We start from the raw sequence: 21,838 nt of genomic DNA, 5'->3' as shown, positions 1-21,838 counted from the left end.
GAATTGCCCGGTGGAGGTCGGGTCCTGGGGCTGAGGTGCCTCGAACCCCGGGTGGGGGAACTGCCCCGTCGAGGAATGGCTGGGGGGCTTGGGCGCCCCGAAGTCCATCGGGGGGAACTGCTCGGTGGACACCGGGTCCTGCGGCTTCGCCCGCGATCCCCCGCGAGGCGGCGTGAACTGCCCCGCGGACGACCCGGTCGGTCCCGAAGGCGCCTGCGGACCGGAAGCACCAGCGCCAGCCGGCGGGCCGAAGACGTCCGGTCGGACGAACTGCCCGGACGAACCAGCGTCGTCAAGCCCCCGCTGAGGCAGTGCGCCCGGAAGCCCTGGCTGGTCGTTGAAGTCGGGACGGGTGAACTCGGCCGTCGCGGGGCCGGGCCCGGTCTCACTGTCTTCATGGCCGCGCGGTCCGTCGCCGCGGCCCTTGGGACCGCCGGACAACTGCTCGCTGCCCCAACTCGTGGTCCCTGGGCGCTGCTGGGGGCCGGAGCCCCCGGGCAGCTCGGCGCGGGGTCCGCCGGTGGCCGGCAGCTGCCGCCCCCGGCCACCGCCGCCCTGCTGACCCGCACCGGACTCGGCGGGAGCTGACGAGGAGCGGGCGCTGCGCACGCTTGCCGCGCCGCCGAACGCCCCGGCGAGGCCACTGCTCTGCCTGGTCGGACCACCATCTCGGCTGGGCAGCGCGGCCCGCTGGCCGCCACTTGCGCCGGCACCGACCTGGCCGCGTGGAGGCGCACCGGCGCCGAGCAGTCCGCCGCCCGACGGCGCGCCCGCGCCGGGGCCGCTCGGAGCTCCGCCCTTGCCCGGCCCACCGGATCCTGGTCCGTTGAGACCGGGGCGGCCGGTGTTTCCAGCGCCGACCGGGCCACCGAGACCCGGGGGGATCACCGGCGCGCCGGGCATGGCGCCCTGTCCCGTGCCGGGCGCGAGCGGAGCCTTCTTACCGCCCTGGGCCAGGTCGACGGGGAGCATGACCAGTGCGGTCGTACCACCGGAGTCGGAGGGACGCAGCTGAATGCGGATGCCGTGGCGCAGGGACAGCCGACCGACCACGAAGAGGCCCATGCGGCGGGAGACCGAGACGTCCACGGTGGGCGGTGACGCCAGCCGCTCGTTGATCGCGGCGAGGTCCTCCGGTGAGAGGCCGATGCCGGTGTCGTGGATCTCGACCAGCACCCGCCCATCGGGGAGGGCGTGACCGGTGACTCGGACCTTGGTCTGCGGAGAGGAGAACGAGGTGGCGTTCTCCAGCAGCTCGGCGAGCAGGTGGACGAGGTCGTTGACGACCCGACCCGCTACCTGGGAGGTGGGGACCGAGGAGAGTTCGATGCGCTCGTACTGCTCCACCTCGGAGGCCGCGGCGCGCAGCACATCGACGAGCGGAACCGGCCGGGTCCAGCGGCGACCCGGCTCCTCGCCCGCGAGGACGAGAAGGTTCTCGCCGTTTCGGCGCATACGGGTCGCGAGGTGGTCCAGTTTGAAGAGGGAGGACAGCTGGTCGGGGTCGGCCTCGCGGGACTCCAGTTCGGAGATCAGCGAGAGCTGACGCTGGATCAGACCCTGTGAGCGGCGGGACAAGTTGGTGAACATCGCGTTGACGTTGCCCCGCAGCAGCGCCTGCTCGGCGGCGAGGCGGACCGCCTCGCGGTGCACGTCGTCGAAGGCCGCGGCGACCTTGCCGATTTCATCCCGGGAGTGCACACCGACGGACTCGACGGAGGTGTCGACATCCTGCGGGTCCGACTCCGAGAGGTGCTTGACCAGCTCGGGCAGTCGTTCCTGCGCGACCTTGGTGGCCGTGTCCTGGAGCCGTCGCAGAGAGCGGATCATGGAACGAGCCACCACGAAGGCGCCGACGAGGGAGACACCGAGGACGAACAGGATCAGCGCACCGTTGAGGATCGCTTCCTGCTGGGACTCCTCGCGCAGCTCACGCGCCTTGGCCTCCATCTCACCGAGGAGGGTGGTCTCGATGTTGTTCATCATGTCGATGCGGACGCTGTAGTCGTCCGTCCAGTCCAGGTACGAACGGGGTTCCTGCTGCCTGATCCCCCGCTCGTAGTTGAGGACGTTCTTCGCGTACACCTCCGAGGCCCCGATGATCGGGTTGCCGTTTTCCAGCGGCTCGGTCAGCTCCCCGGGGTCGCCGCCGAAGGAGGTGTAGATCGACTCAAAGCGACTGAGCTCGCTCCGGCCGGACTTCAGGGCGGCGGCCCCGTACTGGCGGTCGGCCTCACTGAGGTCGGGGGTCGTCGAGACGTCGCCTGGCAGCGCCGAAGCGATGATGGCGCGCTGCATGGAGGCGTATTCCTTGGCCGACGAGAAGGCGGCCAACGCCCGTGTGCGCTTGATCATCTCCGGATTGCTGGTCGCCTGTGCCATGTCCTGGGAGAGGCTCAACAGCGACTCGATCAGCTGGTGGTACTCCTCGACCGTCAGCGCCTTGGGGGCACCATCGGCGTAGGCCTCTTTGCGGATCTCCGCCAGTCCACGGACCTGACTGGCGATGTGGTTGGCGTTCTGACGGATGCTCTCGATGGACTGGTTGTTGTCCGTGTTGTCGATGTCGCCGGTCGTGGCGAGGAAGGCTTTCTGGGCCCGGTCCGTCTTCTTGCGCTCGCTGGTGATCTTGTATTCGGTGGGCTGCACCCCGCTGGACAGCGGGCCGGCCGTCAGGTCGCGTTCGCTCTGGAGGGCGACCGCGAGCCTGGTCGCTTCCTGGGTCATGTTGGTGAGCAGCTGCATCTGGTCCAGCTGCTGCATCCGCTCCATGGACTCGTTGATCCGCAGCCCGCCCAGGGTGGTCGCCGCGACCACCGGGAGCGTGAGCAGGGAGACGAGCCGGGTGCTGATGCGCCAGTTGCGCAGCGCCAGTCGCGAGCCCGTGTCATGGGGGCCCTTCGCCGTGGCCTTCGTATTCGGCGGGGCCTTGGGCACGTCGGGTCCCGGGGGAGTCGCACCGGGGCGTGCGGAACCGCTGCTTTCGCCGGGCGTCGCCGGACCCGGGTTCTGGGTGTGCTGGGGCGAGGAGCCGCGGTCGGTCCCGCCCTGCGGCTCCGGTTCAGCCGCAGCGCTGCCATCCCTCTTATAACGTCCCTGCACTAGCGTCGCAACCTCTGGACCAGGCGTCCCTACCGTGGTGCGGCGGGACGGTGTCGGCGTCTGCGAGGCGCGGAGCGCCCCTGCTTGGTGGTCGTTAGTGACCGGCGCTTCTCCCCCTTCTCCGCCGCCGCTCGGCGCTGCGTTGCGCCTCTGCGCGCCGGCCTGAAACCGCGGCGGTGCGTGGAATTCCAGCACAGTGCCGGATCTCCAACAAGGGCCGCGTACCGTCCTGTGACCTGGGTGACTCGGTGTGAGTGTCGAGTCACCTGCCGTAGAAGGATTTCTAGGGCAAAAGGCGCGTATTACTGCGAGTCCCAGGAGGTTGATGAGTGTCCCAGTCGCCATGATCGGGAGTGGAATGGCAGGTTCAGCCGTTAAATGTCCGATTCCTCGTAGATGATCAACGGCCCGTAATGGCCGAATTGCCCATCGAATCGTGAGGAAAATCACACCCAACTTCTGAGCTTTCCGGGGATTTCCCGGGGAATCAGATGTTTAGCCTGGCGCTTTACAGAATCAGTGCTCTGTAGTGACAGCCGCTTCCGCCGCCGTCTGAGCGGCCATACGCCGATAAGGTCGGAAAACAACCGATGAAGACGATGATGCTCCTCAACATAGCCAACCCCCGGCGCACCACCCTCGCCCACCTCACGGACGCCGAGCAGCTTCAGACGCCGGAACTGCCGGAGCACTCCCTCGATCTTCCCACCCAGACGGCAAACCCCCGCCGTACGATCCTGATGGACGCGCCCGTCTCCTAGCGGCCGCGCTCTCCGGAGCTGCGGCGCAACAGCGGGCCGGACACCCTCTTCCCCCACCTGGGGGAGTCTCCGCAGCCTCCGTGATCCGGTGGCGCGGCGGGCATGGCTGCCCGAGTGCCTCCTGGCTCTGGCGGGGGGCGCCGTCCCGGTAGGGCCCCTCGATCCGCCCTTGTGCCGCAGCTCGTCCCCCTTCGTACGCTCGGCGTCCGCGGGGTACGCCGGAGTGCTGTTTCCGCAGCCGCCGCGCCCGCCCCCGCCGCAGTCGCGACGGGGCGGACGCAGCCGCTGCGGGGCGGTGGGCGAGGAGGCTGCCTGCGACCGCGTTAGCCTGGACCGTCAGGCTTCAGCAGCGTCAGCAGTAGTAGAGGGGCAGCCGCATCCGTGCGCATCGCCAGATTCTCCATCGACGGCAATGTCGCCTTCGGCGCGGTCGAAGGTGACAGTCCTGAGGAACTCGTCCTCGACATCATCAAGGGCATTCCCTTCACGGACTTCGAGCTCTCCGGCACCAAGGTCCCGCTCAGCAAGGTACGGCTGCTGCCGCCCGTGCTGCCCAACAAGGTCGTCGCCTTCGGTCGCAACTACGCGGACCACGCGGCGGAGCTAGGACACGAGGCGCCGGCCGCACCGTTCGCGTTCTTCAAGCCGTCCACCTCGGTGATCGGCTCCGGCGACGCCATCATGTATCCCTCGTTCTCCGAGGAAGTGCACTACGAAGCCGAGTTGGCGGTCGTCATCGGCCGGATGTGCCGTGAGGTTCCGCGTGAGCGCGTCCAGGACGTCATCCTCGGCTACACCTGCGCCAATGACGTCACCGCCCGCGATGTCCAAAAGCGCGAGGCCCAGTGGGCCCGGGCGAAGGGCTTCGACAGCTCCTGCCCGCTCGGGCCGTGGGTGGAGACGGGCATCAGCCTCAAGGAGGCGGCCGATCTCACGATCCAGTGCACCGTCAACGGCGAGCAGCGCCAGCTCGGCAGCACCAGCCAGATGATCCACTCCATCGAGGACCTGATCATCAACATCACCGAGGCGATGACCCTGCTCCCGGGCGATGTGATCCTCACCGGCACCCCCGCAGGGGTCGGCCCCCTCGGCGTCGGCGACGAAGTCGCCGTCACCATCCAAGGCATCGGCACTCTCACCAACAAGGTGATCAAGCGTGGCTAACGCGAACGTCCGCGTACGTTTCTGTCCCTCACCGACCGGCAACCCCCATGTGGGTCTGGTCCGCACCGCCCTGTTCAACTGGGCCTTCGCCCGGCACCACGGCGGCACCATGGTCTTTCGCATCGAGGACACCGATGCCGCCCGCGACTCCGAGGAGTCGTACCAGCAACTGCTCGACTCGATGCGCTGGCTCGGCCTGGACTGGGACGAGGGCCCGGAGGTGGGCGGTCCGCACGCCCCCTACCGGCAGTCGCAGCGGATGGACATCTACCAGGGCATCGCCCAGCGCCTCCTCGACGGTGGGCACGCCTACCACTGCTACTGCACCACCGAGGAGCTCGACGCCCGCCGCGATGCGGCGCGTGCCGCCGGCCGCCCCTCCGGCTACGACGGCCACTGCCGTGAGCTGACCGCTGAGCAGATCGCGGCCTACCAGGCCGAGGGCCGCCCGGCGATCGTTCGCTTCCGGATGCCCGACGAGCCGATCGTCTTCACCGACCTCGTGCGCGGCGAGCTGACCTTCACCCCGGAGAACGTGCCGGACTACGGCATCGTCCGGGCCAACGGCGCTCCGCTGTACACCCTGGTCAACCCGGTCGACGACGCGCTGATGGAGATCACGCACGTACTGCGCGGTGAGGACCTGCTCTCCTCGACGCCGCGGCAGATCGCGCTGTACAAGGCGCTGATCGCGCTTGGCGTCGCCAAGGAGATCCCCGCGTTCGGCCATCTCCCCTATGTGATGGGCGAGGGCAACAAGAAGCTCTCCAAGCGCGACCCGCAGGCGTCCCTGAACCTCTACCGGGAGCGCGGGTTCCTCCCGGAGGGCCTGCTCAACTATCTCTCCCTGCTCGGCTGGTCCTTCTCGGCCGACCAGGACGTCTTCTCGGTCGCCGAACTGATCGAGCGGTTCGACATCGCCGACGTCAACGCCAACCCGGCCCGCTTCGACCTCAAGAAGGCCGAGGCGATCAACGCCGACCACATCCGCCGGCTCGACGTCAAGGCGTTCACCGAGGCGTGCGGCCCCTGGCTTGAGGCCCCGTACGCCAACTGGGCACCGGAGCGGTTCGACCGCGCGGCCTGGGAGGCGATCGCCCCGTACGCGCAGACCCGACTCACCGTGCTCTCCGACATCACCGCCAATGTGGACTTCCTCTTCCTCGATGAGCCCGTTGAGGACGAGGCATCGTGGACGAAGGCGATGAAGGAGGGTTCCGACGCGCTCCTGCGGACGGCCCGGGAGAAGCTTCAGTCCGCGGACTGGGCCAGCGCTGAGTCGCTCAAGGAAGCGGTCCTGGCCGCCGGCGAGGCGCACGGTCTCAAGCTGGGCAAGGCGCAGGCACCGGTCCGGGTCGCCGTCACCGGGCGCACCGTGGGGCTACCGCTGTTTGAGTCCCTGGAGATCCTGGGCCGGGAGAAGACCCTGGCGCGCATCGACGCCGCGCTGGCGAGGCTCACGGCATGAGCTGACCGCCCACTGCGGGCCGGGCCGATGGCACCGGGGTCCGCCCACGCCGGCTGATGGTTGGCCGTCAATCACTCCACCAGCGGCGCGGGACGACGGTAGCGTTGGATTATGACGATTCGAGCCGTGCTCTGGGACGTGGACGACACGATCTTCGACTACTACAGCGCTGATCGCCTGGGCATCATGCACCATGTGCAGGCAGAGGGCCTGGCCGACGGATATGACTCCGCCGACCAGGCCCTCTGCCGTTGGCAGGAGATCACCGCCATCCACTGGGCACGGTTCTCAGCCGGGGAGGTCGACTGGCCGGGGCAGCGGCGTGACCGGGTACGGATGTTCACCGGGCAAGCGGCTCTGACGGACCTCGAAGCCGATGCCTGGTTCGACCGCTACATCGTCCACTACGAGGCCGCCTGGACCCTCTTCCCCGATGTGGTTCCCGTCCTCGATCTGCTGGCGCACTACCGGCACGGCGTGCTCTCCAACTCCTCGCTCCCCGTCCAGGAGCACAAACTGCGGGTGCTGGGCGTCCGCGACCGGTTCGAGATAGTGATCTGCGCCGCTGAGCTGGGCTTCAGCAAGCCGGAGGCCAGAGCGTTCCACACGGCTTGTGCGGCCATGGAGCTACCGCCCGAGGAGGTTCTCTATGTGGGGGATCACCCGGATATCGACGCTCGCGGGGCCGCCGAGGCGGGGCTCCCCGCGGTCTGGCTGGACCGCACCGGGGTCGGCGGCCGTCCCGAACTGATCCGGATCACCGCACTCGACCAGCTTCCCGCCCTGTTGCAGGGCGATACCCGTTTTGGAGCGCCGCTCTCCTTCAGGTAATGTTCTTCCTGCGCCGCCCGCCAAGGCCAGAAGGTCAGCCCGGAAAGCGCAAGCTCAATGAAGCCCCCGGTAGGGGGTTGCGTTTTGATGGCCTATGGTGTAATTGGCAGCACGACTGATTCTGGTTCAGTTAGTCTAGGTTCGAGTCCTGGTAGGCCAGCTCGCAGAGCTTATCTGCAAAGCCCCCGTTGTGTAGCGGCCTAGCACGCTGCCCTCTCAAGGCAGTAGCGCCGGTTCGAATCCGGTCGGGGGTACAGATCCATCCTGCTGATCATCTGGGTCGCTCCCGATGATCGCGCAGTGACATCACCCGGCTTCGCCGGGTGGGATCGCTAGGGCCCCCGTTGTGTAGCGGCCTAGCACGCCGCCCTCTCAAGGCGGTAGCGCCGGTTCGAATCCGGTCGGGGGTACTGCATGAAATCACCATGGCCTATGGTGTAATTGGCAGCACGACTGATTCTGGTTCAGTTAGTCTAGGTTCGAGTCCTGGTAGGCCAGCAGATCAAAGATCTTGCCCCCGTTGTGTAGCGGCCTAGCACGCCGCCCTCTCAAGGCGGTAGCGCCGGTTCGAATCCGGTCGGGGGTACGTGAGGGAGAAGCCCTTCGCAGCAATGCGGGGGGCTTCTCCGCTGTTCCGTACGACATCGTCCCGCATGGGGAGGGAACTGCCTCTGGCGCTGCCGGAGGGCGGCCGGGTTCCGCGTGCTCGATGGATCGTGCCTCGATGGTCAGCGCCCGGGTGAAGTGGCCTGAGCTGTGGCGTCGTTGCCGAGCCGGAGTCCCGGGGGCCTGCCGCGGTCCGAAGAACTCCCCGTCCTCGGGCTGGAGTTGACTTGTCCTCAACTCATGCCCCGGTCTGGGGAGTTCCTGCCGACCGGGGTCAGCCGTTGCGACGCAGCGCCTCGCTCAGGCGGGCGGCTGAGTCGATGACCGCCTGGGCGTGCATCCGGCCCGGATGCCGGGTCAGCCGCTCGATCGGTCCTGACACCGACACCGCGGCGACCACCCGGTTGGACGGGCCGCGCACCGGCGCTGAGACCGAGGCCACACCTGGCTCGCGCTCGCCGATCGACTGGGCCCAACCCCGGCGCCGTACGCCCGAGAGGGCGGTAGCGGTGAAGCGGGCGCCCTGAAGGCCCCGGTGCAGCCGCTCCGGCTCCTCCCAGGCCATCAGGATCTGCGCGGACGAACCGGCCTTCATGGTCAGTGTCGAGCCGACCGGAACCGTGTCCCGCAACCCGGACAGTCGCTCGGCCGCGGCCACACAGATCCGCATGTCGCCCTGGCGGCGATACAGCTGTGCGCTCTCTCCGGTCACATCACGCAGATGTGTCAGCACCGGCCCCGCCGTGGCCAGCAGACGGTCCTCGCCCGCCGCCGCGGACAGCTCCGACAGTCGGGGGCCCAGAATGAAGCGGCCCTGCATGTCCCTCGCCACCATCCGGTGGTGTTCCAGTGCCACGGCCAGTCGATGGGCCGTGGGTCGTGCGAGCCCTGTCGCCGCGACCAGCCCGGCGAGGGTGGCCGGACCGGACTCCAGTGCGCTCAGTACCAGAGCTGCCTTGTCGAGAACGCCGACGCCGCTAGAGTTGTCCATGCAACGATATTCGCGTCTCACACTGTGAAACGCAAGTTCAATTTCGCCGGGAACCCGCCAGTCTGTAGAGGCGGCCCGCGACAACGGGTCTGCGACACGATCTCTAGTGGTGCCGGCATCGTGGCCGGCCGGAGGGAAAGCGATGGGTAGGACACTCGCGGAGAAGGTCTGGGACGATCATGTCGTCCGGCGCGCTGAGGGCGAGCCCGATCTGCTCTACATCGATCTGCATCTGCTCCACGAGGTGACCAGCCCCCAGGCTTTCGACGGGCTGCGCCTCGGTGGTCGGCGGGTGCGTCGCCTCGACCTCACCATCGCCACTGAGGACCACAACACCCCCACCATCGACATCGACAAGCCGATCGCCGACCCGGTCTCCCGAATCCAGTTGGAGACCCTGCGCAAGAACTGTGCGGAGTTCGGCGTACGACTGCACCCGCTGGGCGATGTCGAGCAGGGCGTTGTCCATGTTGTGGGACCCCAGCTGGGACTGACCCAGCCCGGCACCACGGTGGTCTGTGGCGACTCGCACACCTCCACCCACGGCGCCTTCGGCGCGCTCGCCTTCGGCATCGGCACCTCCCAGGTCGAGCATGTGCTGGCGACCCAGACGCTGCCGCTGGCCCGCCCCAAGACCATGGCGATCACCATCGACGGCGAACTGCCCGAGGAAGTCACCGCCAAGGACCTCATTCTGGCGATCATCGCCCGGATCGGTACCGGCGGCGGCCAGGGCTACATCCTGGAGTACCGCGGCCCGGCCATCGAGAAGCTCTCGATGGAGGCGCGGATGACCATCTGCAACATGTCGATCGAGGCGGGCGCCCGCGCCGGCATGATCGCCCCCGACCAGGTCACCTTCGAGTATCTGCGCGGCCGTGACCACGCCCCCGAGGGCGAGGACTGGGACGCCGCGGTGGAGTACTGGAAGACGCTGCGCACCGATGACGACGCGGTCTTCGATGCCGAGGTTGTCATCGACGCCACCGAGCTGGCGCCGTTCGTCACCTGGGGCACCAACCCCGGCCAGGGTGCGCCGCTGTCCTCCAACGTCCCCGACCCGGCTTCGTACGAGGATGCTTCGGAGCGGCTCGCCGCTGAAAAGGCCCTGGAATACATGGGGTTGAGCGCCGGCCAGCCGCTGCGCCAGATCAAGGTCGACACCGTCTTCGTAGGTTCCTGCACCAACGGCCGCATCGAAGACCTGCGCTCGGCGGCCTCCATCCTGGGCGGCCGCAAAGTTGCCGATGGCGTACGGATGCTGGTGGTCCCCGGCTCGGTACGGGTCGCGCTGCAGGCCATCGAGGAGGGGCTGGACAAGGTCTTCACCGAGTCCGGTGCCGAATGGCGGCACGCCGGCTGCTCGATGTGTCTGGGGATGAACCCGGACCAACTGGCCCCTGGTGAGCGCTCCGCATCCACCTCCAACCGCAACTTCGAAGGCCGGCAGGGCAAGGGCGGACGTACCCATCTCGTCTCGCCGCAGGTCGCCGCCGCCACCGCGGTACTGGGCCATCTGGCCTCCCCGGCCGATCTGTCCGACCAGGCTGACGCAGCCGCCGCCACCGCGGGAGTCTGAGGAATCATGGAAGCATTCATCACCCACACCGGCCGGGCCGTTCCGCTGCGCCGCAGCAATGTGGACACCGACCAGATCATCCCCGCGCACTGGCTGAAGAAGGTCACCCGCGACGGTTTCGAGGACGGGCTCTTCGAGGCCTGGCGCAAGGACGAGACCTTTGTGCTCAACCTGCCCGAGCGGCAGGGGGCCTCGGTGCTGGTGGCCGGCCCGGACTTCGGTACCGGCTCCTCTCGGGAGCACGCCGTCTGGGCGCTCCAGAACTTCGGCTTCAGGACGGTCATCTCCTCCCGGTTCGCCGACATCTTCCGTGGCAACTCCCTCAAGAACGGTCTGCTGACCGTGGTTCTGCCGCAGGAAGCGGTGGAGAGCATCTGGAAGCTGACCGAGGCCGATCCCACGGTCGAGGTCACGGTCGACCTGGAGGCGCGTGAGGTTCGGGCCGAGGGCCTCACCGTTGCTTTCGAGCTCGACGAGAACGCCCGCTGGCGGCTGCTGAATGGGCTGGATGACATCGGCCTCACCCTTCAGAACGAAGCGGACATCGCGGCTTACGAAGGCGCTCGCCCCACCTTCAAACCGCGCACTCTACAGGTCTGATCAGCGCTTTTCCCCAACTGCGCCCCCCACCGTCCGGTGGGGGGCGCAGTCGTCTGTTGAGACCCTGCCGGGCGACAACTCGCCCCAGATGGCACAATCGGTGCATGGGACGCGACAACCAACTCAAGCTCTATGGCGAGCTCGCGGCCCAATTGAAGGAGGCGCACACACGAGTGCGTGAACTGCAAGTCCCGGAGGGCGTAAGGAAGGCGCTGTCCCGGAAGCTGCTGGTTGTGACAGCAGCGGCGAAGCACGATCTCCCGGATGCGGCACGGCGTCTGGACCGCTTGATGAAGGACCTCGATGAGGGCCGATTCCCTGAAAGCGACTGACATCCAACACCGTGGCGACCCACTCCGTAGTCGACTTCGTTGCGGCACTAGGGTGATTAGACCGTTTCGTGTTTGATTTGCGGTATATATCTGCCTAACGTGCGAAAAAGCCTGGACGCATTCGTTCTGGCAATGTCTCCGAAGGGGAAGACGTGAACAAGGCGCAGCTCGTAGAAGCGATTGCCGACAAGGTCGGCGGCCGTCAGCAGGCCGCAGACGCTGTCGACGCGGTGCTTGACGCGATTGTCCGCGCGGTTGTCGCCGGAGACCGAGTTTCGGTCACCGGCTTCGGATCGTTCGAGAAGGTCGACCGTCCAGCCCGCTACGCCCGCAACCCGCAGACGGGTGAGCGGGTCCGGGTCAAGAAGACCTCGGTACCGCGCTTCCGCGCAGGCCAGGGCTTCAAGGACCTGGTCAGCGGCTCGAAGAAGCTGCCGCGTGGTGGCGAGGTCTCGGTCAAGAAGGCACCCAAGGGCAGCCTGTCGGGCGGTGCTTCCACCCGGACGACCACCAAGGCCGCTGCCAAGAAGGCCACCGCGAAGAAGACCGCCGCGAAGAGGGCGACGACCGCGCGGAAGACGGTCGCCAAGAAGGCGACACCGGCCAAGACCACCGCCAAGAAGGCCACCACGGCGAAGACGGCCGCGGCCAAGAAGGCGACACCGGCCAAGACCACCGCCAAGAAGGCCACCGCGAAGAAGACCGCACCGGCGAAGAAGGCCACGGCGAAGAAGGCTCCCGCCAAGAAGGCGACGGCCCGTTCCACCACCGCCAAGAAGACGGCTACTGCCAGAAAGAGGTAGGCGGCACGCTCAGGGCCGCTCACGCGTCGGGCCGGGCTCCTTTCGGGGAGCCCGGCCCGCGGCATGTCCAGCGACCGCGCTCCGCCAGCGATGGGGTCATCGACGCCCGCAGCGGGAGAACGGCAGTGCGGAAGCGGTACGGCCGCCGGTGGCTGCCGCTGTGCTGTGGACTAGAACGTCTGGAGCGTTATCAGGGTGATGCGGCGGTCCGTGCCGTTGCCCGAGGTCTCGATACGGACCCGCTGACCCGATCGCAGCAACCGCAGGCCGCCGGCGTCGAAGGCCGAGGCATCGAACTCCATCGGGGTGCCGTCGTCGAGCAGCACGCTTCCGCTGCGGGTCTCGGGGTCGTACGTGTACGAAGTCGCCTGCATGGTGGTCAGCCTATGCCCTGTGCGCTGGGCTCCGCGGGGACGGCGACGCCCAGGGGCCGTGGGGCCCTCACGACCCGGTCCGACGCGGCCCAGCCCCGTCTGGAGCCCGTCTGCCGCCGCCTGGCGCCGCTACAAACGGAACCTCCTGGGCGGAGCTCCCCGATAGCGATCCCTGCGCCAGGCCGGGGCGCTCTGGTCGTATGGGGAATCCCTGGAATCCGAGAGCCCGGGAAATCGTCCTAACCGCCCGCGGCGCGCGTCTCAGCGGCGAGCCGCTCACTGGTACGAGGGCCCACGCCCAGGGTGAGGGCGACGGCGAGGTCCTGGCCGGTATCCACGTCCTGCCGCACCGAATCAACGCCGGTCAGCGGAATTTCCACTGCCCCTGACGCAGAATGACGGCTACGGGAGGGCCCGCCGAAAATTGGCCTCAATTCCACCCCGGGGCCCGCTGCCAGCAATGTCGTCCCCACACCCGCCGCATCCGCGAGAAAGGCCCGCGGAAATCCGGTGGCAAAATCCAGTACGCGGGCCAATTCATCCGGCCGTAGTGCGGGCAGATCCGCATTGAGTGCGGCTACCGCGGCCCTGGGATGGGATAGGCGCACCTGCTGGGCGCCATGCGTCAGTGCGGCATTGAGCCCGGCCGCCGGCAGATCGGGAACGATATGCGCGCCCAGCCCCGCCAGCTGGACACTGGCCAAGGGATCGTCCGTGACAACAGCCACATTCCGGATCGCAGGGCACGCCAGCGCGGCCGCCACGGTGTCCTGGGCGAACGCCAGCGCCAACTGCGGTCGCAGCAGGTCACCGGCGCGCTCGGCAAGGCGGCTCTTCGCCAGTACGAGCGGTTTCAGTGGGATCACCAGGGACCAGGGTGCCGTCGGGTCGGTGTTCGTGGCCGGCTCTCCGTCCAAGCGCGCAGGGTTCTTTCCACTTCCCATTGTGGCCCGTCAGGGCACTGATCCGGAGGGCTGGTCCGGTGACCGAGGCGTACGGTGTCCTCGACAGACCGGGGGCCTAGGGCGACACTTGACCCCCGGCATCCGGGCAAACGCCGGCCAGAGACGAAGGGTGTACGAGTGTCCCGCCGCAGAATCGGCTTCTGGTACCGCCTTGCGGCGGTCATCGCCAAACCGCCGCTAGTGGTTCTGTTCAAACGGGACTGGCGGGGAATGGAACACATTCCGGCCGATGGCGGATTCATTACCGCGGTCAATCACAACTCGTATCTCGATCCTCTTTCCTACGCCCACTTCCAGTACAACACCGGACGAGTGCCGCGATTTCTTGCGAAGGCCGCCCTCTTCCAAGGTTCCTTCGTCGGCATGATGCTCCGTGGCACCCGGCAGATTCCCGTCTACCGTGAGACCACCGTGGCCCTGGACGCCTTTCGTGCCGCTGTTGCCGCCATCGAACAGGGCGAATGCGTGGCGTTCTATCCGGAGGGCACGCTCACGCGCGACCCCGAGATGTGGCCCATGGCGGGCAAGACCGGTGCCGCCCGGGTAGCGCTGATGACCAGGGCGCCGGTCGTCCCCGTCGCCCAGTGGGGAGCCAACCTCGCCATGCCCCCCTACGCCCGTGAGCAGCGACTGCGACTCTTTCCCCGAAAGACCCTGATTGTGCAGGCGGGACCACCCGTCGACCTCACCAGGTTCTACGATCAGGAACCCACACCCGAGGTACTGCGCGAAGTGACCGAAGCGATCATGGCCGACATCCTCACGCTCCTCGAAGAGGTACGTGGCGAAAAGGCACCGACCGAGCCGTTTGACCATCGCACGGCTCGTGCAGAACAGCGGCGCAAGGCCGCAGGGGAAGGAACGATGTGACACACCCGGCGAAGGCAGCCGTCTTTGGAACGGGCTCCTGGGGAACGGCCTTCGGCATGGTGCTCGCGGACGCGGGTTGTGAAGTGACCCTCTGGGGTCGCCGTGCGGAGCTCGCGGATGCCATCAACACCACCCGAACCAACCCCGACTACCTGCCGGGAATCGAGCTGCCGTCCTCCGTGTCGGCCACCACCGACCCGGCAGAGGCGCTGCGCGGCGCCGACTTCGCCGTACTCGCCGTGCCCTCCCAGACCCTGCGGGGAAATCTCGCCGACTGGGCGCCCAAGCTGGGCGCGGACACGATCCTGGTGTCCTTGATGAAGGGCGTCGAACTCGGCACCGCCAAGCGGATGAGTGAGGTCATCGAAGACGTCGCCGGTGTCCCCGCCGACCGCGTCGCCGTGGTCACCGGGCCCAACTTGGCCAAGGAGATCGCCCAACGCCGACCCGCTGCCTCCGTTGTCGCATGTCGCGATGAGGCCGTCGCCAGGCGGCTCCAGTCGGCCTGCCACACCCAGTACTTCCGCCCGTACACCAACACCGATGTGGTGGGTTGTGAACTCGGCGGTGCGGTGAAGAACGTGATCGGTCTCGCCGTTGGCATCGCGGACGGTATGGGTCTGGGAGACAACGCCAAGGGCTCGCTGATCACCCGTGGGCTTGCCGAGACCACCCGGCTCGGTCTGGCCATGGGGGCGGACCCACTGACCTTCTCCGGGCTCGCGGGTCTCGGCGATCTGGTCGCCACCTGCTCATCGCCGCTCTCGCGCAACCACACCTTCGGTGTGAACCTCGGCAAGGGCATGACCCTTCAGGAGACCATCGCGGTCACCAAGCAGACCGCCGAGGGCGTCAAGTCGTGTGAGTCGGTGCTCGATCTGGCCCGCAGGCACGGTGTCGACATGCCGATCACGGAGACCGTGGTGGACATCGTCCATGACGGCAAGCCGACCGTGGTCGCGCTCAGGGAGCTGATGTCCCGCAGCGCCAAGCCCGAACGACGCTGACCCGGCTGGCCGCAGCGGCGCTGACTCCCGGGTACCCAGCAGGTACGCTCAAGCCGATATGAGCACTGAGAACCTCCCCCAGAGCCCTGAGGAGCAGCGCCCTGAGCAGCCGCTCCGTAAGCCGCGTGTCGCGGTCGTCTTTGGCGGTCGCAGCTCCGAACACGGCATCTCCATGGTCACCGCCGGTGCGGTGCTGAGCGCCGTCGACCGTTCCCAGTACGAGGTCCTGCCCATCGGCATCACCTCGGACGGTCGGTGGGTGCTCACCGCCGATGAGCCCGAACGGATGGCGATCACGGATCGCCGTACGCCGGATGTCGAGCAACTCGCCGAGTCCATCGAGGGCCAGGTGACGCTCTCCGTCGACCCGGGCAACCGCGAGGTCCTCTACACCGAGCCGGGCGCGGTGCCCAAAGCGCTCGGTGAGGTCGATGTGGTCTTCCCCGTACTGCACGGCCCGTACGGCGAGGACGGCACGATCCAGGGGCTGCTGGAGCTCTCCGGTGTGCCCTATGTCGGCTCCGGGGTGCTTGCCTCGGCCGTGGGCCAGGACAAGGAGTACATGAAGCGGGTCTTCATCTCCTTCGGTCTGCCCGTCGGCCCCTATGTGGTGATCCGACCCCGCGAATGGGAGCTGGACGCGGCTGCCGCCCGAAAGAAGATCGTCGACTTCGTGGGTGAGCACGGCTGGCCGCTGTTCATCAAGCCGGCCCGGGCCGGATCCTCGATCGGCATCACCAAGGTCGACGACCTCTCCGGGCTCGATGAAGCCATCGAGGAGGCACAGCGCCACGACCCCAAGATCCTGGTTGAGGCGCTGCTGCGCGGCCGGGAGATCGAGTGCGGGGTGTTGGAGTTCGAGGACGGCCCGCGCGCCAGCGTTCCGGCCGAGATCCCGCCGGCCCAGTCCCATGCCTTCTACGACTTCGAGGCCAAGTACATCGACTCGGCGGAGGGGATCGTGCCCGCGCCGCTGACCGAAGCGCAGACGGCCGAGGTGCAGCGGCTGGCAGTCGCCGCCTTCGACGCGGTGTCCTGCGAGGGCCTCGTACGCGCCGACTTCTTCCTCACCGAGGACGGCGAGTTCGTCATCAACGAGATCAACACAATGCCGGGCTTCACCCCGATCTCGATGTATCCGCGGATGTGGCAGGAGAGCGGGGTCGGCTACCAGGAGTTGGTGGATCGGCTGATCCAAGCAGCGTTGCGGCGCTCGACCGGACTGCGCTGACCCCACACCCAGGGAACGTCGGATGGTGGCCGGCACGGTGTCCTCAAGGACCGTGCCGGCCACTCGGCAAGCTGTGTCACCTCTGCTGAGCGACGGCGAACCGCTCGTCCACCGTCATCTGGAGTGCGGTCGTACGGCCGATCGCGGTGAAGCAGCCGCTGCCCCGCCGCCGTTCAGGAGCCGGTCGACTCCCTCCACCTCAGCCACCTGGAGTTGAGCGTCGCCCGTCTTCGTCCGTTCAGTGACGCCGCAGCGCAGTACGATCGCGGCGTCACCCTGGTGGTCGGTTCGGACGATTCTCCGGATCGGTACGGCCCTGCCCACCGCCCACCCGTGGGAGTTCCTCGGTGAGGGCGGTGCAGCGAGCCGCTTGTTGGACGGAGGACTGGGAACCGTGACGATCGTTGCGGCGTCCGAGGTGGAGCAGCTCGCGGTAGCGGGCGGCGCCACTGAGTCGAAGATCAGAGCGGACCGGCTGACAGCTGTCACCGGCCAGGCGTAGACGGGGGCTACAGGTGCACGACCGGACAGGTCAGGGTGCGGGTGATGCCCTCCACTTGCTGGACCTTGGCGACCACCAGGCGCCCGAGGGCGTCGACCGTATCTGCCTGGGCGCGCACAATCACGTCATAGGGGCCGGTTACGTCCTCGGCCTGAATCACTCCCTGAAGCTTTCCGATGGCCTCGGCGACGATCGACGCCTTGCCCACTTCGGTCTGAATCAGGATGTACGCCTGTACCACGGAACCTCCAGGGCGGCCCGAGGATCATTTCCCCTACCGTCGGTGGGGAGACCTCAGGGGAGAGAAAGGGACGCCACGGTATCGCGTCGCCGTGGGCCGCGGGGAGACCTGCGCGCCGGGTGGCGTCCGCAGCGTGGCGTGCGCACAGCAGAAGTTGACGTATCCCTTGACGGTACCGATGGCGTATCTGCCCCGCGACCGCAAGCGGATGACTCGCGCGCGCGGGTCCCCGGCTTCACCGGGTGGTCCCGGTGGGGCGGGTTCTTCCGGGCCGAAAGACCGGCCCGGACGGGGTTTCGCCGGACGCTCCGGCGGGACGACGGAGAGGTGAGACTCGGGTGAAGGGCACTGTGGGCGAGCTGGGAGAGTTTGGGCTCATCAGGGAGCTCACCTCCCGGCTCACGTCCACCCCCGCGGTGCGGCTGGGGCCCGGCGATGACGCCGCGGTCGTGGCCGCACCCGACCGCAGGGTCGTGGCGAGCACGGACATCCTCCTGGAAGGGCGGCACTTTCGCCGGGACTGGTCAACGGCGTACGACGTGGGGCGCAAGGCCGCCGCACAGAATCTGGCCGATATCGCCGCCATGGGCGCGGTCCCCACCTCACTGCTGCTCGGTCTGGTCGTGCCGGCCGAGCTCCCGGTCACCTGGGCCACCGAGCTGATGGACGGCATCCGGGATGAGTGTCAGGTCGCGGGTGCGGCGGTGGTCGGTGGTGATGTGGTGCGGGGTGAGGTGATCACCCTTGCCATCACCGCCCTCGGTGATCTGCGCAACCTCGAACCGGTGACCCGATCCGGAGCACGGCCGGGCGATGTGGTCGCGTACACCGGCTGGCTCGGCTGGTCGGCCGCCGGACACGCGGTGCTCTCCCGTGGTTTCCGCTCACCGCGCGCCTTCGTCGAGGCTCATCGCCGCCCCGAACCGCCGTACCACGCCGGCCCCGCCGCCGCCGGGCTCGGCGCCACCGCGATGTGCGACATCAGCGATGGTCTCGTCGCGGATCTCGGGCATATCGCGGAGGCGAGCAAGGTCCGCATCGATCTGCGCTCGGGTGCCATCGACATCCCCAGCCAGATGAACGACATCGGACAAGCCGTAGGTGTCGACCCCCTCCAGTGGGTGCTGACCGGGGGAGAGGACCATGCGATCTTGGCGACCTTCCCCCCGGACGTGAAACTACCCGCCCGCTGGAAGGTGATCGGCGAGGTGGTCGGTGCCTCGGCGCAACCGCAGGTCACAGTGGACGGGGCACCCTGGCACAGCAATGGCGGCTGGGACCACTTCGGCTCCGGGGGCGGGCGATGAACCTGCCGAATGTGCTCACGGTGGCGGGATCGGACTCGGGCGGTGGCGCCGGTATCCAGGCGGACCTCAAGACCATGCTGGCGCTTCGCACCCATGGCATGAGCGTCATCGCGGCCGTCACCGCCCAGAACTCGCTGGGGGTGCAGGGCTACTGGGAACTGCCGGTGGAGGCGGTGCGGGCGCAGTACCGCAGTGTCGTCGACGATATCGGTGTCCAGGCCGTCAAGACGGGGATGTTGGCTTCCGCGGTGCTGGTGGAGACCGTTGCCGAACTGCTCGCGAAGACCCCGGCACCGGTGGTGGTCGACCCCGTGGGAGTCTCCAAGCACGGTGACTCCCTCCTGGCGGCATCGGCCCTCGACTCCGTACGGAAGGCGCTGTTGCCCACCGCGACCGTGGCCACCCCCAATCTGGACGAGGTGGCGCAGCTGACCGGCGTCGAGGCCACCGATGAACGGGGGCTCCAGCGAGCCGCCGAAGCGATACTCGCCCTGGGGCCCCGCTGGGCGTTGATCAAGGGCGGTCATCTGGCGGGCGACGCGGTGGACCTCCTCACCGACGGCACGGAGAACCACTGGTTCCGCGCACCCCGACTGGACAACCGGCACACCCACGGCACGGGCTGCACCCTCGCCTCGGCGGTGGCCGCCGGGTTGGCCAAGGGGCTGACGGTGCCCGAGGCAGTGGCAGCGGGCAAGGAGTATGTGACGGGGGCCATAGCGGCGGGGTTCGCCCTGGGGCAGGGGATAGGCCCCGTCGACCACGGCTGGCGCTTTCGCTAGCGGAGCCCCGGGGCAGCACGCTCCCGCCAGGGGCGCCCAGGACAGGACCCACCCGAATCCGGACGAGCGCGGACAGCGAAAAGCCGGCCCACCAGAGGTGGACCGGCTTTCAAGGCAACCGCAGGGGCTGCGCTACGACGTCACCGTCGCGATTAGCGCGAGACCTTGCCGGCCTTGATGCACGAGGTGCAGACGTTGAGCCGCTTCGGCGTCCGACCGACCACGGCACGCACGCGCTGGATGTTCGGGTTCCAGCGACGAGACGTACGGCGGTGCGAGTGGGAAATGCTGTTGCCGAAGCCCGGCCCCTTGCCGCAGACGTCGCAGTTGGCAGCCACGGGTCACTCCAAAGACTTCAGGTGCACTTACAGTGAATTCCGGCGTGCCGGAAATCAGTGAGCTGATTGGTGGCTTTGCCGGGGAACCGCCCGATTTTCATCGGGCAACCGAAGCAGCATACAACGACTGCGTCGGGAGTACGAAACTACCATGGCTTTGGCCGCCCCCCACTCAGCCCATCGCCTCCGCACCCGGTCTACCCTGCGATGCGACCCGCCGCCCACGGCCTTTTCCGGCTTGCCAAGGAGGATCACCAGGTGCCGCAGAACCTCGACGCCACAGCGGTGCGGATCTGGTGCGCCCTGGCGCTGGAGGCGCTGGGACAGGAACGGGAAGCGATCGACGCGATCAACGTCTATCCCATCGCGGACGGTGACACCGGAACCAATCTGTATCTCACCGTGGAGTCGGCCGCCCAGGCCGTCGAGGCAGTCTTCGCCGCACATGAATTCGCCGCGCATGACATCGGAGCCGTAGGGGCCGACGCGCCCGCGGTGGCCGATGTCGTGCGGTCCATGGCCCACGGCGCGCTCATCGGCGCACGCGGGAACTCCGGAACGATCCTCGCGCAGCTCCTGCGCGGGATGGCCGAGCGGATCGCCGACGGCGACGATCTGCCCCGCGCGCTCGATCGCGCCGCCGTACTCGCCAGGGAAGCCGTCGCCCACCCCGTGGAGGGGACGATCCTCACCGTGGCCACGGCAGCCGCCGAAGCAGCCAAGGACGCACAGCCCCCGGCCGACGCCGCTGCCGCGGCCCGAGCCGCGTACGAGGGGGCGAAGACCGCGCTGGCGGCCACCCCGGGACAGCTCGCGGTCCTCGGCCGGGCCGGAGTCGTCGACGCGGGGGGACAGGGACTGCTGACGGTCCTGGGCCAACTGGTCAAGGCCCTCTCCGGTGAGACGCCCACCCCACTGACCTCCGTACGGCCACTGATGGCACCGGTGAGGGCCGGGGAACCGTGCGCCGACGGGGGGCCCGCCTTCGAGGTGATCTACCTCCTGGAGGCGGAGGACACCGCGGTGGCACGCCTTCGGAGACGGCTCGACGCCCTGGGGGACTCGCTCGTCGTCGTCGGCGGGGACGGGCTGTGGAACGTGCACGTCCATGTCGACGACGCCGGAGCCGCGGTAGAAGCCGGGGTGGAGGCCGGCCGGCCCTATCGGATTCGGATCACCCACTTCGCCACGGCTGCCGACCGCGCCCCGGAAGGCACATCGCCGGAGGAGCGCGCGCAACGCGCGGTCGTCGTCGTCCTCCCCGGGGAGGGCCTGGCCGAGTTGTGCGGGGACGCCGGCGCCACGACGGTACTGGCCCGCCCGGGAGAGCCCCCGGCCAGCGGAGAACTCGTCGAAGCGATCCGCCGCGCCCACGCCCGTGAAGTGGTCCTCCTCCCGAACTCAGCCGAGCTGCGGCACACCGCCGCAGCAGCAGCGGAACAGGCCCGCACGGAAGGGATCAGGGTCGCCCTGATCCCCACCCGCGCAGCCGTCCAGGGCATCGCTGCCCTAGCGGTCCACGAGCCGGACAGGCGCTTCGACGAAGACGTCGTAGCCATGACCGCGGCAGCGGGAGCCACTCGCTACGCCGAACTGGCGGTCGCCGAACGGCAGTCATGGACCTCTGCCGGGGTGTGCCAGGCAGGAGATGTACTGGGTCTGATAGACGGCGATGTGGCGGTGATCGGCACGGACGTGACAGCCACGGCGACAGCCGTACTCGACCGGATGCTCGCCGCAGGCGGCGAACTGGTCACCCTGATCCTCGGCCAGGACGTGCCCCACGCCACCGAAGTGGGCGCCCTGCTGGAACGCCACGTCCGCGAGGCGTACCTGGCGGTGGACACCGTCGTCTACCAGGGCGGGAGGGGGTCGACGCCCCTCCTCATCGGTGTGGAGTAGGGCCTTCGGCTTGTGCCTGGGGGTGGGTGCCTGGGTTGGGTGCTCCTGTGTTGGTTGTTCTCACCGGGGGTGGGGGGTT

Annotated in this window: 20 protein-coding genes and 5 tRNA genes; 19 read left to right on the top strand and 6 right to left on the bottom strand. The window is 68.2% G+C overall.

The annotated features are described in order from the left end of the window. On the bottom strand, positions 1-3,102 hold a 3,102-nt coding region (locus NBG84_RS32815), incomplete at its 3' end, for a nitrate- and nitrite sensing domain-containing protein (RefSeq protein ID WP_250923326.1). A 590-nt stretch (positions 3,103-3,692) separates the two neighbouring features. Here NBG84_RS32815 and NBG84_RS32810 point away from each other — a divergent pair. From NBG84_RS32810 to NBG84_RS32770, 9 genes are all read left to right on the top strand, one after another. After that, positions 3,693-3,863 carry a hypothetical protein gene (locus tag NBG84_RS32810; protein WP_250923325.1) on the top strand — a complete coding sequence of 57 codons (171 nt, stop codon included), beginning with the start codon at positions 3,693-3,695 and terminating at the stop codon, positions 3,861-3,863. 381 nt (positions 3,864-4,244) lie between these two features. Further along, a complete protein-coding gene (locus NBG84_RS32805; protein ID WP_250923324.1) occupies positions 4,245-5,030 on the top strand; it encodes a fumarylacetoacetate hydrolase family protein in 786 nt (261 codons plus the stop codon). Continuing rightward, entirely contained in the window at positions 5,023-6,498 is a 1,476-nt protein-coding gene (gene gltX / locus NBG84_RS32800) for a glutamate--tRNA ligase (protein ID WP_250923323.1), read from the top strand. Before NBG84_RS32805 ends, gltX begins: the two co-directional genes overlap by 8 nt. Before the next feature lie 111 nt (positions 6,499-6,609). Continuing rightward, the gene (locus NBG84_RS32795; RefSeq protein ID WP_250923322.1) at positions 6,610-7,329 is read left to right on the top strand and encodes an HAD family hydrolase; all 720 of its coding nucleotides are present in this window, start codon (positions 6,610-6,612) and stop codon (positions 7,327-7,329) included. Between the two features lie 88 nt (positions 7,330-7,417). After that, positions 7,418-7,489 (top strand) — tRNA-Gln (locus NBG84_RS32790). A 21-nt stretch (positions 7,490-7,510) separates the two neighbouring features. Beyond that, a tRNA-Glu gene (locus NBG84_RS32785) sits at positions 7,511-7,583 on the top strand. Positions 7,584-7,666: 83 nt separating this feature from the next. Continuing rightward, positions 7,667-7,739 (top strand) — tRNA-Glu (locus NBG84_RS32780). A gap of 16 nt (positions 7,740-7,755) precedes the next feature. After that, positions 7,756-7,827, top strand: a tRNA-Gln gene (locus NBG84_RS32775). A gap of 15 nt (positions 7,828-7,842) precedes the next feature. Further along, a tRNA-Glu gene (locus NBG84_RS32770) sits at positions 7,843-7,915 on the top strand. A 294-nt stretch (positions 7,916-8,209) separates the two neighbouring features. On the opposite strand, the gene ndgR is transcribed toward NBG84_RS32770, so the two are convergent. Next, positions 8,210-8,926, bottom strand: a complete 717-nt coding sequence (ndgR, locus tag NBG84_RS32765) for an IclR family transcriptional regulator NdgR (protein ID WP_250923321.1) — start codon at positions 8,924-8,926, stop codon at positions 8,210-8,212. A gap of 142 nt (positions 8,927-9,068) precedes the next feature. On the opposite strand from ndgR, the gene leuC reads away from it, so the two are divergent. From leuC to NBG84_RS32745, 4 genes are all read left to right on the top strand, one after another. Further along, positions 9,069-10,505, top strand: coding sequence for a 3-isopropylmalate dehydratase large subunit (gene leuC, locus NBG84_RS32760; protein WP_250923320.1), 1,437 nt, complete (start codon positions 9,069-9,071; stop codon positions 10,503-10,505). Positions 10,506-10,511: 6 nt separating this feature from the next. Next, on the top strand, positions 10,512-11,105 hold the full coding sequence (gene leuD / locus NBG84_RS32755) for a 3-isopropylmalate dehydratase small subunit (protein WP_250923319.1): 594 nt from the start codon (positions 10,512-10,514) through the stop codon (positions 11,103-11,105). Positions 11,106-11,209: 104 nt separating this feature from the next. Beyond that, positions 11,210-11,437, top strand: coding sequence for an SCO5555 family protein (locus NBG84_RS32750; RefSeq protein ID WP_250923318.1), 228 nt, complete (start codon positions 11,210-11,212; stop codon positions 11,435-11,437). A gap of 152 nt (positions 11,438-11,589) precedes the next feature. Continuing rightward, positions 11,590-12,240: an HU family DNA-binding protein gene (locus NBG84_RS32745; RefSeq protein WP_250923317.1), complete on the top strand. Its 651-nt coding sequence runs from the start codon at positions 11,590-11,592 to the stop codon at positions 12,238-12,240. Positions 12,241-12,410: 170 nt separating this feature from the next. Here NBG84_RS32745 and NBG84_RS32740 read toward each other — a convergent pair whose 3' ends face one another. Both NBG84_RS32740 and cofC read right to left on the bottom strand, forming a co-directional pair. Then, the gene (locus tag NBG84_RS32740; RefSeq protein ID WP_250923316.1) at positions 12,411-12,614 is read right to left on the bottom strand and encodes a hypothetical protein; all 204 of its coding nucleotides are present in this window, start codon (positions 12,612-12,614) and stop codon (positions 12,411-12,413) included. Positions 12,615-12,853: 239 nt separating this feature from the next. Beyond that, positions 12,854-13,558: a 2-phospho-L-lactate guanylyltransferase gene (gene cofC / locus NBG84_RS32735; RefSeq protein ID WP_250923315.1), complete on the bottom strand. Its 705-nt coding sequence runs from the start codon at positions 13,556-13,558 to the stop codon at positions 12,854-12,856. 138 nt (positions 13,559-13,696) lie between these two features. Between cofC and NBG84_RS32730 the strand changes: the two genes are divergently transcribed. From NBG84_RS32730 to NBG84_RS32720, 3 genes are read left to right on the top strand one after another with little or no spacing between them, the layout of a single operon-like run. After that, positions 13,697-14,449, top strand: a complete 753-nt coding sequence (locus NBG84_RS32730) for a lysophospholipid acyltransferase family protein (protein ID WP_250923314.1) — start codon at positions 13,697-13,699, stop codon at positions 14,447-14,449. After that, positions 14,446-15,456: an NAD(P)H-dependent glycerol-3-phosphate dehydrogenase gene (locus NBG84_RS32725; RefSeq protein WP_250923313.1), complete on the top strand. Its 1,011-nt coding sequence runs from the start codon at positions 14,446-14,448 to the stop codon at positions 15,454-15,456. Before NBG84_RS32730 ends, NBG84_RS32725 begins: the two co-directional genes overlap by 4 nt. 58 nt (positions 15,457-15,514) lie before the next feature. Then, entirely contained in the window at positions 15,515-16,687 is a 1,173-nt protein-coding gene (locus NBG84_RS32720) for a D-alanine--D-alanine ligase family protein (protein ID WP_250923312.1), read from the top strand. 509 nt (positions 16,688-17,196) lie between these two features. Here the strand turns inward: NBG84_RS32720 and NBG84_RS32715 are convergent. After that, complete coding sequence (locus NBG84_RS32715; protein WP_250923311.1) at positions 17,197-17,430, bottom strand: Lrp/AsnC ligand binding domain-containing protein; 234 nt, start codon at positions 17,428-17,430, stop codon at positions 17,197-17,199. A gap of 338 nt (positions 17,431-17,768) precedes the next feature. Between NBG84_RS32715 and NBG84_RS32710 the strand changes: the two genes are divergently transcribed. Together NBG84_RS32710 and thiD are read left to right on the top strand one after the other, a co-directional pair. Then, positions 17,769-18,737, top strand: a complete 969-nt coding sequence (locus NBG84_RS32710) for a thiamine-phosphate kinase (RefSeq protein ID WP_250923310.1) — start codon at positions 17,769-17,771, stop codon at positions 18,735-18,737. Then, positions 18,734-19,519, top strand: a complete 786-nt coding sequence (gene thiD / locus NBG84_RS32705) for a bifunctional hydroxymethylpyrimidine kinase/phosphomethylpyrimidine kinase (protein WP_250923309.1) — start codon at positions 18,734-18,736, stop codon at positions 19,517-19,519. The genes NBG84_RS32710 and thiD overlap by 4 nt, the downstream gene beginning before the upstream one ends. A 152-nt stretch (positions 19,520-19,671) precedes the next feature. Here the strand turns inward: thiD and rpmB are convergent, their stop codons facing one another. Next, positions 19,672-19,857: a 50S ribosomal protein L28 gene (gene rpmB / locus NBG84_RS32700; protein ID WP_078877327.1), complete on the bottom strand. Its 186-nt coding sequence runs from the start codon at positions 19,855-19,857 to the stop codon at positions 19,672-19,674. A 207-nt stretch (positions 19,858-20,064) separates the two neighbouring features. Between rpmB and NBG84_RS32695 the strand changes: the two genes are divergently transcribed. Next, positions 20,065-21,759 (top strand): DAK2 domain-containing protein, encoded by a 1,695-nt coding sequence (locus tag NBG84_RS32695; protein ID WP_250923308.1) that lies wholly within the window; start codon positions 20,065-20,067, stop codon positions 21,757-21,759. Positions 21,760-21,838 lie beyond the last annotated feature (79 nt).

The organism is Streptomyces albipurpureus (assembly GCF_023701525.1).
In the GTDB taxonomy this organism is placed as follows: domain Bacteria; phylum Actinomycetota; class Actinomycetes; order Streptomycetales; family Streptomycetaceae; genus Streptomyces; species Streptomyces albipurpureus.
This window is presented reverse-complemented; position numbering and strand designations above follow the sequence as displayed.